The sequence below is a fragment of the Clostridium sp. AF34-13 genome (genome assembly GCF_003477845.1).
GTDB classification, from domain to species: domain Bacteria; phylum Bacillota; class Clostridia; order Lachnospirales; family Lachnospiraceae; genus Butyribacter; species Butyribacter intestini.
In genome coordinates this window covers 51,636-64,718 of the sequence record NZ_QUEB01000013.1, presented here as the reverse complement: position 1 = coordinate 64,718, position 13,083 = coordinate 51,636, and the positions used below count along the sequence as shown (strand labels likewise).

Annotated in this window: 11 protein-coding genes and 1 riboswitch; of the genes, 6 read left to right on the top strand and 5 right to left on the bottom strand. The window is 38.2% G+C overall.

The features are described 5' to 3' along the window. Positions 1-151: 151 nt before the first annotated feature. Entirely contained in the window at positions 152-2,314 is a 2,163-nt protein-coding gene (gene nrdD / locus DWZ63_RS11705; RefSeq protein ID WP_118499993.1) for an anaerobic ribonucleoside-triphosphate reductase, read from the bottom strand. 85 nt (positions 2,315-2,399) lie between these two features. After that, entirely contained in the window at positions 2,400-3,296 is an 897-nt protein-coding gene (locus DWZ63_RS11700; RefSeq protein WP_118499992.1) for a hypothetical protein, read from the bottom strand. Positions 3,297-3,530: 234 nt separating this feature from the next. Further along, positions 3,531-3,628: riboswitch (TPP riboswitch) on the top strand. A gap of 292 nt (positions 3,629-3,920) precedes the next feature. Here DWZ63_RS11700 and thiC point away from each other — a divergent pair. Continuing rightward, positions 3,921-5,228: a phosphomethylpyrimidine synthase ThiC gene (gene thiC / locus DWZ63_RS11695; protein WP_022015433.1), complete on the top strand. Its 1,308-nt coding sequence runs from the start codon at positions 3,921-3,923 to the stop codon at positions 5,226-5,228. Positions 5,229-5,377: 149 nt separating this feature from the next. On the opposite strand, the gene DWZ63_RS11690 is transcribed toward thiC, so the two are convergent. From DWZ63_RS11690 to DWZ63_RS11680, 3 genes are all read right to left on the bottom strand, one after another. After that, on the bottom strand, positions 5,378-6,034 hold the full coding sequence (locus tag DWZ63_RS11690) for an HAD family phosphatase (RefSeq protein ID WP_118499991.1): 657 nt from the start codon (positions 6,032-6,034) through the stop codon (positions 5,378-5,380). Between the two features lie 20 nt (positions 6,035-6,054). Beyond that, a complete protein-coding gene (gene thiE, locus DWZ63_RS11685; RefSeq protein ID WP_118499990.1) occupies positions 6,055-6,693 on the bottom strand; it encodes a thiamine phosphate synthase in 639 nt (212 codons plus the stop codon). A 212-nt stretch (positions 6,694-6,905) separates the two neighbouring features. Beyond that, positions 6,906-7,643: a DUF1653 domain-containing protein gene (locus DWZ63_RS11680; RefSeq protein WP_118499989.1), complete on the bottom strand. Its 738-nt coding sequence runs from the start codon at positions 7,641-7,643 to the stop codon at positions 6,906-6,908. A gap of 335 nt (positions 7,644-7,978) precedes the next feature. Between DWZ63_RS11680 and recA the strand changes: the two genes are divergently transcribed. The 5 genes from recA (at position 7,979) to fusA (ending at position 12,964) form a co-directional block, all read left to right on the top strand. After that, on the top strand, positions 7,979-9,073 hold the full coding sequence (recA, locus tag DWZ63_RS11675) for a recombinase RecA (protein ID WP_055944175.1): 1,095 nt from the start codon (positions 7,979-7,981) through the stop codon (positions 9,071-9,073). 8 nt (positions 9,074-9,081) lie between these two features. Next, entirely contained in the window at positions 9,082-9,582 is a 501-nt protein-coding gene (locus DWZ63_RS11670) for a regulatory protein RecX (protein ID WP_118499988.1), read from the top strand. A 208-nt stretch (positions 9,583-9,790) separates the two neighbouring features. Next, complete coding sequence (rpsL, locus tag DWZ63_RS11665; RefSeq protein WP_022015427.1) at positions 9,791-10,204, top strand: 30S ribosomal protein S12; 414 nt, start codon at positions 9,791-9,793, stop codon at positions 10,202-10,204. Between the two features lie 154 nt (positions 10,205-10,358). Then, entirely contained in the window at positions 10,359-10,829 is a 471-nt protein-coding gene (gene rpsG, locus DWZ63_RS11660; RefSeq protein ID WP_022015426.1) for a 30S ribosomal protein S7, read from the top strand. A gap of 14 nt (positions 10,830-10,843) precedes the next feature. Further along, positions 10,844-12,964 carry an elongation factor G gene (gene fusA / locus DWZ63_RS11655; protein WP_022015425.1) on the top strand — a complete coding sequence of 707 codons (2,121 nt, stop codon included), beginning with the start codon at positions 10,844-10,846 and terminating at the stop codon, positions 12,962-12,964. Positions 12,965-13,083 lie beyond the last annotated feature (119 nt).

Sequence of the window (13,083 nt, the reverse complement as noted above, 5' to 3'; positions counted from 1 at the left end):
AAATATATTATATATAAAAGCTGTATATCATTAGAAATATATGATATACAGCTTTTTGAGCCTATCAGGAAAATAGTAAAACAAGCCTGCGAATATATGCTTGGTATTTACGGAGGCAGAATTGTTTTGTTTATTATGACTTCATATCTGTTTAAAGATGAAGTACACGCTCTTTTATCTCCTGTGTTCTGCCCTGATTCCAGAATTGGGTGCCGATATATCCACAGGTTCGTCTTGCGACATTCATCTTATTCTGGTCGGTATTGCCGCAATTAGGGCATTGCCATATAAGTTTGCCGCTTTCATCTTCGACAATTTCTATCTGACCATTATAACCACAGCACTGGCAGTAATCACTTTTAGTGTTAAGTTCGGCATACATAATATTGTCGTAAATATATTTGACTACTTCAAGTACGGCATCAATGTTGTTTTCAAGGTTTGGAACTTCAACATAGCTTACTGCTCCACCCGGAGAGAGTTTTTGGAACCGGGCTTCAAATTTTAATTTATCAAAAGCGTTTATAGGTTCGGTTACATGAACATGGTAGCTGTTTGTGATATAATTTTTGTCAGTGACACCCTCAATTATGCCAAATCTTTTTTGTAAACATTTGGCAAATTTATATGTTGTCGATTCAAGCGGAGTTCCGTATATACTGAAATCAATATTTTCCTCAGCTTTCCATTTAGTGCAATAATCATTAAGTTTCTGCATGACTTCGAGTGCAAAAGGGGTTGCATCGGGCGAAGTGTGCGATTTTCCGGTCATATAGCGTACGCACTCGCAAAGTCCGGCATAGCCAAGCGATATTGTTGAATAGCCATTATATAAAAGTTTGTCTATTTTTTCGCCCTTTTTAAGTCTTGCTAAGGCACCGTTTTGCCAAAGGATAGGTGCAACATCTGATAGTGTGCCTTTGAGTCTGTTGTGGCGGTACATAAGTGCTTTCTTGCAAAGTTTCATGCGTTTATCAAATATCTGCCAGAATTTATCCATATCTTTTTCTGATGAACAGGCTATATCTACAAGATTTACGGTAACGACACCCTGATTGAACCTGCCGTAAAATTTAGGTTTACCATTCTCGTCATGATAGACCGTAAGGAAAGAGCGGCAGCCCATACACGGATAACAGTTGCCGTCTTTAAGGTCAAGCATGACTTTTTCAGAGATATAGTCGGGAACCATTCTTTTTGCGGTACATTTTGCGGCAAGTTTTGTCAGATACCAGTATTTTGAGCCCTCTGTGATATTATCTTCTTCAAGCACATAGAGAAGTTTTGGAAAAGCGGGTGTGATGTAGATGCCTTTTTCGTTTTTCACACCGAGGATACGCTGGTTCAATATCTCCTCTATGACCATTGCAAGGTCTGTCTTTGTTCTCTCGTCTTTTGCTTCATTGAGATACATAAATATAGTAACAAAAGGAGCCTGTCCATTTGTAGTCATAAGCGTGATAACCTGGTATTGTATCATCTGTACGCCACGCTTTATCTCGTCTTTAACTCTTATCTCGACAACTTTTTCAACCTGTTCATGAGTATAATTTATTCCTGCGGTCTCAAATTCAGCAGTTACCTGTTTAAAATATTTTTTGCGGCTCACATCGACAAACGGAGCGAGATGTGCAAGTGAAAAACTCTGACCGCCATACTGTGAACTTGCTATTTGTGCGATACTCTGTGTTGCAATATTGCACGCAGTGGCAAAACTTTTTGGTGTGTCTATCATAGTCTCGCTTATGACAGTGCCGTTCTGGAGCATATCCTCAAGGTTTACAAGGCAGCAGTTGTGCATATGCTGTGCAAAATAATCTGAGTCGTGAAAGTGGATTATTCCCTGTTCGTGTGCTCTGACAATATCCTCAGGAAGTAAAAATCTTTTAGTTATATCCTTGCTTACTTCACCAGCCATATAGTCACGCTGGACGCTGTTTACAGTAGGGTTTTTGTTGGAATTTTCCTGCATGACTTCCTCATTGTCACATTCGATAAGACTTAAGATCTGTTTGTCAGTTGAATTTGATTTTCTTACAAGTGCCCTGTTGTAGCGGTAGGTTATATACTTTCTGGCAAGGGCAAATGCACGCTTGTTCATTATCTGGTCTTCGACAAGATCCTGTATCTCTTCAACATTTAAGGCACGGTGCATTTCTTCGCATATACTTTCAACATTTGATGCTATTTCAGCTATCTGTTCTTCTGAAAGGCGTTCCATAGTCGGAACTTCTGTATTTGCTTTGCTTATTGCGGCGATTATCTTATCTGCATCAAACTCGTTTTCTGAACCGCTTCTTTTAATGATCTTCATAATATTCCTGCTTTCTTTAATGGATTTCATGTGCTCTGAATGTTACATGATGTAATACATATACCGGTGAAAATCAAACCGGCAGTCAGTCTTTATTATTTTTTTTGACTTTTGTATTTATATATCCAATCATCTCCTTTACTGATATTGATGATTTATTTTTAGGAATAAATCGCATAGTTGGGAATGCATCCACAATACGCCTGTTTCCCATGAAAAAGTGTTTGTTTTTTAACAGAGAACGGCTTTTTTCACGATAATCACTTAATTTTTCTTCAATAAGGCGTAGCTTAGGTTCTTCAATAACAGTTTCTTTTAAGGATGCAAGTTTTTCACGGATATTTTCTATTTTTTCACTTAGACCGATTTTTGCCAAGAGGTCATCTTTCAATGAGTTAAGCTGTAATTCCTGAAACTGCTGTTCAAGTTCCTGTCTGAATGTATAAAGTGTTTCCAACTGTTTTCTGAAATTAACAGTTTCAATAATTGTGTATGTCAGATCGGCAAGTGAAATCAAGATAAGAACTGCAAGTATTTTTAGCCCTGTTGCCTCGGGTATAAGACCGATAAGCCATATTGCAAACGGTTCAAGGACATCAAACAAAAATAAAGTCAGAAATCCCCAGAACATAGAGGGGATAATGGCAATCCTGCCGTTTAAATTGTAAGGGGCTTTTGAGTAATCCCACCATTTAGCATGAAAAAGTTTTTCAAGCACATAAGATGTGATGTATTCTATAACAGTAGCAATAAGCATACCGAGAGCGTAAAGCAGTGACGGGTGACTGGAAACAGGTCGTAAAAGTACATAAACAAGAGTAGCACCCGTACCGTATAAAGGAAGCATCGGACCGACGAGAAAGCCTCTGTTGACAGGCTTTCCGGTTCTTATCGAAACAAAAGTGCTCTCATAAACCCAGCCTAAAATGCTAAAAACATAGAAATTCATCAGAATAAAGTAAATGGAAAGCCCCAGTATCATAAATAACCTCCAAATATATTTTAGAAAAATACAATTTAAGACAGATTTTTCCTTAAAATCTTAATAAAAAGTTTTAATATAATGGTAGCTTTTTTGTGGGTGATAGTCAATACTTGACATTTGGTGATAAAGGTGTTATCGGGCAGGAAATTTCGTAGTAACAGTTCAGCCTTTCATTTTCGTATGTTAAAATGTAAAAAATATCTTGACATTAGTATTGAAAGTAAATATAATCAAATACATCTGGGGAGCTTAATGCTGAGAGGGATTTTATCCGACCCATATGACCTGATACAGTTAGTACTGTCGTAGGCAGATATTGTTTATGTGGATTACGGTTTGAAATTTTTAATATTTATATATAGATAGTTATAAATATTAAAGATTTAAAACTTCTGTTTAAATGGTTCACATATGTTTTAAATATTTTGCATGGTCACTCCGGAGACTGGTGTATTACATCAGTTATCCGGAGTTTTTTATGTATAGGGAAATGCTCATAACATAGCGTGATGCCAACAAGAATTGTTTCACAATTCTTGTTGCAAAACGCTGGTTTTGCCATGTTTTAGGTCAACAGAAAAATAATTACGCACAAAAGATGTGTGCAGAAATGAGGTAAAAATGGAATACGCTACACAGATGGATGCCGCTAGAAAAGGTATTTACACAAAGGAACTTCTTGCAGTTGCTGAGGATGAAAAGATTGATAAGGATGAGCTTATAAAGCTTGTTGCAAAGGGACAGGTTATTATTCCTGCCAATAAAAACCACAAGTGTTTAAAGCCGAGTGGAATAGGAACAAAACTTAGAACAAAGATAAATGTCAATCTCGGAACATCGAGAGACTGGACTGATCTTGACATGGAGATGGAAAAAGTTAAGAGTGCCGTTGATATGGGTGCAGAAGCTATTATGGATTTAAGTTCATGCGGCGATACACAGGTATTCAGACGCAAACTCACAAGTGAATGTCCTGCCGTTATCGGAACTGTTCCGATTTATGATGCCGTTGTTTATTATAAGAAAGCACTTAAGGATATTACTGCAAAAGAGTGGATTGATGTTGTAAGAATGCACGCTGAGGACGGTGTTGACTTTATGACTATTCATTGTGGAATAAACAAAGAGACAGCAAGAAAATTTAAGAGAAATAAAAGACTCATGAATATAGTTTCAAGAGGTGGCTCTATCATTTATGCATGGATGGAGATGACAGGAAATGAAAATCCGTTCTATGAGTATTATGATGAGGTACTCGATATATGCAGGCAGTATGATGTTACAATGAGTCTTGGTGATGCCTGCCGTCCGGGATGTCTTAAGGATGCCACTGATGCGGCACAGATAGAGGAACTTATAGCACTTTCTGAGCTTACAAACAGAGCATGGGAAAAAGATGTTCAGGTAATGATAGAGGGACCGGGACATATGCCGCTTAACCAGATTAAGGCAAATATGGAAGTACAGCAGGCAATGTGCAAGGGAGCACCATTCTATGTACTTGGACCGCTTGTTACTGATATAGCACCGGGATATGATCATATAACAGCAGCGATAGGTGGAGCGATAGCAGCTACATATGGGGCATCATTCTTATGCTATGTAACACCTGCTGAGCATCTTAGACTTCCTGATGTAAATGATGTAAAAGAGGGAATAATCGCATCAAAGATAGCGGCCCATGCTGCCGATATAGCAAAAGGAGTTCCGGGAGCAAGAGACTGGGATGACAATATGGGACAGGCAAGAAAAGAACTTGACTGGGAAAAGACATTTGAGTATTCGATAGACCCTGAAAAAGCAAGAAATTATCGTGCATCAGCAAAGCCTGAAAAGGAAGATACCTGCTCAATGTGCGGAAACTTCTGTGCAGTAAAGAACATGAATAAGATTCTTGACGGAGAAATTGTTTCTATATTTGATGAATGATTTTTTGGGATTGTGAAACTTAATCTAAGTTGTAATGATTATGAGGATATAACAGTTGTTATATCCTCATAATTTTATATGAGCAAGTAATGAAACAAATTGCGAATATCTGCTTTACTAAGATTACAAAAGTTTCGCTATTATATTATTTACATTTTTGTTATATTTTTATGCATATCAGGTGTTATAAATATCTCATCTGCTGTTTTTAAAATTTCGTCCCATTCATTTCTGGCGAAGTCATCATATATTGCGACTGTTTTGCAGCCTGCGGCTTTTGCCGAGCGTATTGAATATAGTGCATCTTCATATACGATTGCATCTTCGGGTTTAAAGCCTAGAGAAGCAGCTACATTTATAAAAGTTTCAGGAACAGTCTTATCTGTCTCAAAATCCTGACATGAAAAAAGTTTATCAAAATATTCCAGGATGTTAAGCCGTTTAAAGGCAGCCACGGCACATTGTACAGGTGATGCCGATAAAAGGATAATTGTCTCACCGGTTTCATGAAGTTTTTTCAAAAGTTCTGCCATATCCGGTTTTGCCGGTATTTCATTTTTATATTTATTAAAAGAAAAATCATAAATATCTTTGATTATATCGTCTATCGTTTTATCAAGTCCGAGTTCTATAAAATATTTTGCGGCATTTTCAAGTGTGTATGCCTCTATAAGTTTATTTACATCATCGTCATGTGGAATATCATATGAGTCAAGATAATCCGATGCTATGGTAGACCACATTGGCATTGAGTCGAGTATCGTACCGTCCATATCAAAAATATGCAGCTTATGAGTTGTGTTCATTGCTACCTCCGAAAATTTTTTTATTTAACTACATCTTTCATAATTGAAACAAGTTCTCTAGTGGCTTCGCCAGGGTCATCTGCTCCAAAAAGTGCGGAGATTACGGCAACTCCGTCAATATTGGTTCCCTTAAGTTTTCTGACATTCGAGTGGTCGATACCACCGATTGCGACAACTGGAATGGAAATGCTGCTGCATATTTCCCTAAGTGTGCTAAGTTCAAGTGGTTTGGTGTCTTTTTTTGTGCTTGTGTTAAAGACCGCTCCTGCACCGATATAGTCAGCACCGAGTTTTTCTGCTTTCTTTGCAAGTTCAACACTTGGTGCCGTCATACCTATTATCTTGTCATCACCGAGAAGTTTTCTTGCTTCAATATAATCCATATCTTTCTGACCGATATGCACACCGTCAACACCTGACTCGATAACGGCATAAATGTCATCGTCTATTACAACGGGAACATTATATTTTTTTGCAATCTCTTTAATAAGGACAGCCTCTTTTACAAGTTCATCATGTGGCATATTTTTCTCGCGTATTTGCAAAAAAGTGGCACCGTTTTTAAGAACTTCATCAACCTGCTGTTCAAGCGTTTTTTCACCTGTCCAATGTCTGTCTGTTATTGCATATACAAGCATACTTTCTTTATTTACTTTCATTTATTTATCCTCATTTCTTATTTAATGTACTCGCAGTATCTTCTCAAAACGAGTTGTTTCGGCTGTATTCCCGATAAACTGTTTCTATTTTCTCGTCGTACACACCGTGTACGCATACATACTTTGTATGTATTGCGAAAATGTCATTATATATCAAAAATCCATTTCAAAATTCTTCGTTCAGAAGATTCCGAGAGTACATTTTATCATTTTTAGCGAAGCCTGTTACATTCATAATGTTCATGGGTTTCGAGGCAGTTTAAAATCGTATCAAAATGCTGTTCGGGACTGCCTTCATCAAGAACAAGGTCGAGAGTGACTGCAATATTATTCAACATGGTATCGTTTAAATATTGCCTGAGACTAAGGAATATCAGCCGCTTGTCATGGTAGCTGTCGGCATCAAGAAATATCATAAAGCCTTTGGCAGCTATCTGTTTATCGGAAAGTCTGTCGGTTAATTTTCGCTCAACCTGTCCGGATAAAAGAATATCAGTCATTTCTTCATCTGATATGGAAATATCATCAGATATAAAATCGTCCTCACTTACCTGTGGTGCATCTGTGTTTGAAACGACATTTGGTGAAGATATTTTGATGTCATTTTCACTATTATGTAAAAATGTCGTGGTATTTTTTATATCGTTGTGCACAGATTTGATAGTTTCGGTTTTATTCTTATTATATGTGTTGATGTCAATATCAGGACTGTCATCAAAATTTATCTTTTCAAAACGGTAAGTCTGCCCGGCATCAGGATATTTTGAAGTGTCAAGTTTTTCGGTAAACATTGACAGTGGGCGTACCCAGACTTTAAAAGGAGGGTACATTGCCTGATAAACCACCATAAGACTTTCGTCTTCACTGTTTGTTGCAATGGTGCGTATCTGGTATATCTGTCCTTTAAAGTGTCTGTAGAAATCTCCTTCGTGTATATTTATATCTGTCATTTTAAACACGACCTTTCAAAATAATTAACTATAGAATGTAATTTTTATTTTATCACAAAATTCATGTCAGGTGAAACGAAAAATAAATTAAAAAAAATCCATATTTTGTGAATGTTTTTGAAATCTTATGAAAAATCATTAAATCACAATTTTTGTTATAAGAAGTGCACAGAAAACTTAGGAATGATTTGTGAAAATATTACATAGAAATGTATTTGCAAAAACAATATAATACATTACACTTATAGCATTGCTGAAAAAAATGATTGACAAGTATTGAAAAACAATATAATATAGATGTTAGGAACATCTGTTCGTAAAAGGAGGATTAGAAGATGGCAAAACCAAATATTGATGAAAATAAGTTAAAAGCGTTAGAGTCAGCTATGGCACAGATAGAGAGAAACTACGGAAAGGGTGCGGTCATGAAGCTCGGAGACAATGCACATCTTAATGTGGAAACTGTACCGTCAGGTTCCCTTTCACTTGACATAGCTCTTGGAGTAGGCGGTGTTCCAAAGGGCAGAGTAGTTGAGGTATATGGACCTGAGTCAGGTGGTAAGACTACGGTTGCACTTCATATGGTCGCAGAAGTACAAAAAAGAGGCGGTATAGCAGGATTTATAGATGCAGAGCACGCACTTGACCCGGTATATGCAAAAAAGATAGGTGTCGATATTGACAATTTATATATATCACAGCCTGATACAGGTGAGCAGGCTCTTGAGATTACGGAGACTATGGTTCGTTCGGGTGCGATAGACATAGTTATTGTGGATTCAGTTGCGGCACTTGTTCCAAAGGCTGAGATAGAGGGAGATATGGGAGACAGTCATGTAGGTCTTCAGGCAAGACTTATGTCACAGGCACTTAGAAAACTTACGGCTATCATAGGAAAGACGAGTTGTACGGTTATATTTATAAACCAGCTTCGTGAAAAAGTAGGTGTAATGTTTGGAAATCCTGAGACTACTACAGGTGGCCGTGCACTTAAGTATTATTCATCGATCAGGCTTGAGGTAAGGCGCGGTGAACAGATAAAGAAAGATGGTGAAGCCATCGGAAACCGTACACGCATAAAAGTTGTTAAAAATAAAGTTGCACCTCCATTCCGTGAGGCAGAAGTTGACATTATCTACGGTGAGGGTATATCAAGAGAGGGTGATATACTTGACCTTGCTGCAAAAGAAGACATAGTAAACAAGAGTGGTGCGTGGTATGCATACGGCGGCAGCAAGATAGGTCAGGGCAGGGAAAATGCCAAGACATACCTTAAAGAACATCCTGATGTTATGGCAGAGATAGAAGAAAAGGTAAGAGAAAAATTCTCAAAAGAAACCAAGACAGAGGATGAGGAAAGTGTATTTGCTGATGAGCAGGCAGATGTTACGGCAGAAGCAGATAATAATGCCGGTGAGACAGAAGCTTAGGATATATCATGGCGATGATAGAAGATAATAAAGACAACAGACAAAAAAGTGATGAGATATTAAAGGCTAAAAAAAGAGCAATGCTTATATTACAGCATAATGACAGGACAGAGTGGGAGCTTACTGACAAACTTAATAAGGCAGGTTTTTCAGAAGAAGCCGTGGAAAGTGCGGTTGAGTATGTCAGAAGTTTTCATTATATAGATGATGAGCGTTATGCGAAAAGATTTGTTGAGATATATCATGAGAGCCGAAGTATAAAGAGAATGAAACAGGATCTTTATAAAAGGCATATAGCAGACGAGTATATAGAGCTTGCACTTGAAAATATAGATTATGATGACAGTACGGCACTTAGAAGACAGATAGAAAAACTCGGCATAGATGCAGATATGCTCGCTTCATTATCATATGAAGAAAGTCAAAAGATTATTGCAAAGCTTTACCGCAAAGGATTTTCATTATGCAGCATAAAAGATGTTTTATCTGAGCTGAAAGAAGAAATATAGTAGTTCCGTCTTGAATTTCATATATTTATAAATTAGCAAACAAGCTAATTGTATTGCAAATTATCTTTTTATGGCTGAACTGTTACAAAAAAACAGATAAAAAATCCCAAAAAACACTTGACAAGCGCATACTTGCTTATTATACTAAGTGAGTGTGCGTTTTTTGCATACATGAACTTTTTAACTATAAACATAGGAGGTGAAATTAATGCCAACATTTAACCAGTTAGTAAGAAAAGGAAGAAAGGCCTCAACAAAGAAGTCTAATTCTCCTGCACTTCAGTACACTTACAATTCTTTGAACAAGAAAACAGTAGCACAGAGCTCTCCACAGAAGAGAGGTGTTTGTACTGCAGTTCGTACTGCTACACCTAAGAAACCTAACTCAGCTCTTAGAAAAACAGCCAGAGTTCGTCTCTCAAACGGTATCGAAGTAACTAGCTACATTCCGGGTGAAGGACATAACCTTCAGGAGCATAGCGTAGTTCTTATCCGTGGTGGTAGAGTAAAGGATTTACCTGGTACAAGATACCATATCGTTCGTGGTACACTTGATACAGCAGGTGTTGCAAACAGAAAGCAGGGTCGTTCTAAGTATGGAGCAAAGAGACCTAAGAAGTAAGATTCACTAATTTGGAGAAGTGCCGGATTAATTTCACATAATTAACCTGGTGCGGACACTTAAAAATTGTGAGTACCGATGAATTAATGATAGTGATACGAGAATGCAGTGTCGGCTGTTAGTATCGCTAAATAATGTTAAGGAGGGAAGTAACGTGCCACGTAAAGGACATATACAGAAAAGAGACGTGTTAGCAGATCCAGTTTACAAGAACAAGGTTGTTACTAAGCTTGTAAACAACATCATGTTAGATGGTAAAAAGGGTGTTGCTCAGAAAATCGTTTATGGTGCATTTGATGAAGTTGCAGAGAAGTCTGGTAAGGACGCTATTGAAGTATTCGAGGAGGCTATGAACAATATCATGCCACAGCTCGAAGTTAAAGCTAGACGTATCGGTGGTGCAACATATCAGGTGCCTATCGAAGTTAGACCTGACAGAAGACAGGCTTTAGCTCTTCGTTGGCTTACACTCTACTCTCGTAAGAGAAGTGAGAAAACAATGAAAGAAAGACTTGCTAACGAGATTTTAGATGCTTCTAACAATACAGGCGCATCTGTAAAGAAGAAAGAAGACATGCATAAGATGGCTGAAGCTAATAAGGCTTTTGCACATTATCGTTGGTAAGGAGGTAAAGAGTCTTGGCTGGAAGAGAATATCCACTTGATAGAACTAGAAATATCGGTATCATGGCTCATATCGATGCCGGTAAGACTACATTAACAGAGCGTATCTTATATTACACAGGTGTAAACTATAAGATCGGTGAGACACATGACGGTGCCTCAACAATGGACTGGATGGAGCAGGAAAAAGAAAGAGGTATCACAATCACTTCTGCTGCTACAACATGCCATTGGACACTTGAAGATCATCATAAGAAGAAAAAAGGTGCTTTAGAGCATCGTATCAACATCATTGATACACCGGGTCACGTAGACTTCACAGTTGAGGTTGAGCGTTCACTCCGTGTACTTGATGGTGCTGTAGGTGTATTTGATGCTAAGGCTGGTGTTGAGCCTCAGTCAGAGAATGTATGGCGTCAGGCTGACACATACAATGTACCTCGTATGGCATTCATCAACAAGATGGATAAAATGGGTGCTGATTTCTTCATGTCAGTACAGACAATCATTGATCGTCTTGGAAAAAATGCTATCCCTGTTCAGATTCCAATCGGTAAGGAAGACAGCTTTATCGGACTTATCGACCTTTTTGAAATGGATGCATATTACTATAAAAATGATGAGGGAACAGATATCGAGATTACAGATATTCCTGATGACCTCAAAGACCTCGCTGATGAGTGGCACAACAACCTTATCGAGAAAGTCTGTGAGTTAGATGATGACTTATTAGAGAAATATCTCGAAGGTGAAGAGCCAACTATCGATGAGTTAAAGAAAGCACTTCGTAAAGGAACAATCGCTTGTGAAGCAGTACCTGTATATTGTGGTTCTGCATATAAGAACAAGGGTGTTCAGAAGTTACTTGATGGCGTAGTTGAATTCATGCCTGCACCAACAGATATCCCTGATATCACAGGTACAGATGAAGAAGGAAACGAAGTAGTTCGTAAATCTTCTGATGACGAGCCATTCGCAGCACTTGCATTCAAGATTATGACTGATCCATTCGTTGGAAAGCTTGCATTCTTCCGTGTGTATTCAGGAACATTAAACTCAGGTTCATATGTTCTTAATGCAACAAAGCAGAAGAAAGAGCGTGTAGGTCGTATCGTGCAGATGCATGCTAACAGCCGTAGTGAAATCGACAAAGTTTACTCTGGTGATATCGCAGCGGCAGTAGGATTTAAGATTACAACAACAGGTGATACAATCTGTGATGAGCAGCATCCTGTTATTCTTGAATCTATGGAATTCCCTGAGCCTGTTATCGAGCTCGCTATTGAGCCTAAGACAAAGAATGACCAGGGTAAGATGGGTGAAGCTTTAGCAAAACTTGCTGAAGAAGATCCAACATTCAAAGCTCATACAGATCAGGAGACTGGTCAGACAATCATCGCAGGTATGGGTGAGCTTCATCTTGAAGTTATCGTAGACAGACTTCTTCGTGAGTTCAATGTAGAAGCTAATGTAGGTGCTCCACAGGTTGCTTACAAAGAGACATTTACAACTGCTGTTGATATTGATAGCAAATATGCTAAGCAGTCAGGTGGACGTGGTCAGTACGGACATTGTAAAGTTAAGTTTGAGCCTATGGATCCTAACGGTGAAGAACCATTTAAGTTTGAGTCAACAGTAGTAGGTGGCGCTATTCCTAAGGAATACATCCCAGCCGTTGGTGAAGGTATCGAAGAAGCAGCTCAGGCTGGTATCCTCGGTGGATTCCCTGTACTCGGTGTTCATGCTACTGTATGGGATGGTTCATACCATGAAGTCGATTCATCAGAAATGGCATTCCATATCGCAGGTTCTATGGCATTCAAGGATGCTATGAAGAAAGGTAACGCAGTATTACTTGAGCCTATCATGAAGGTTGAAGTTACTATGCCTGAGGAATACATGGGTGATGTTATCGGAAGTCTTAACGCTAAGCGTGGACAGATTGAAGGAATGGATGACATCGGTGGTGGAAAGATAGTTAAAGCTTTCGTTCCACTTGCTGAAATGTTCGGATATTCTACAGAGCTTCGTTCTGCAACACAGGGACGTGGTAACTACTCAATGTTCTTTGAGAGATACCAGCAGTGTCCTAAGAATGTTCAGGACAAGGTTCTTGCAGGTAAGAATGCAGAATAATTCTTAACAGTTGAAGTCAGAATATAGTTGACAACAACATTATATATAAATTCTTATGGAAAAGATTTTTAAAAGGTGATTTTAAAAGTCTTTTCCATGTAAAAGTCATCAAAAAGACT

Bases quoted from the DNA above. Each gene is read 5' to 3' on its own strand.
- nrdD (WP_118499993.1), bottom strand. From the start codon at position 2,314: ATGAAGATCATTAAAAGAAGCGGTTCAGAAAACGAGTTTGATGCAGAT.
- DWZ63_RS11700 (WP_118499992.1), bottom strand. From the start codon at position 3,296: ATGATACTGGGGCTTTCCATTTACTTTATTCTGATGAATTTCTATGTT.
- thiC (WP_022015433.1), top strand. From the start codon at position 3,921: ATGGAATACGCTACACAGATGGATGCCGCTAGAAAAGGTATTTACACA.
- DWZ63_RS11690 (WP_118499991.1), bottom strand. From the start codon at position 6,034: ATGAACACAACTCATAAGCTGCATATTTTTGATATGGACGGTACGATA.
- thiE (WP_118499990.1), bottom strand. From the start codon at position 6,693: ATGAAAGTAAATAAAGAAAGTATGCTTGTATATGCAATAACAGACAGA.
- DWZ63_RS11680 (WP_118499989.1), bottom strand. From the start codon at position 7,643: ATGACAGATATAAATATACACGAAGGAGATTTCTACAGACACTTTAAA.
- recA (WP_055944175.1), top strand. From the start codon at position 7,979: ATGGCAAAACCAAATATTGATGAAAATAAGTTAAAAGCGTTAGAGTCA.
- DWZ63_RS11670 (WP_118499988.1), top strand. From the start codon at position 9,082: ATGGCGATGATAGAAGATAATAAAGACAACAGACAAAAAAGTGATGAG.
- rpsL (WP_022015427.1), top strand. From the start codon at position 9,791: ATGCCAACATTTAACCAGTTAGTAAGAAAAGGAAGAAAGGCCTCAACA.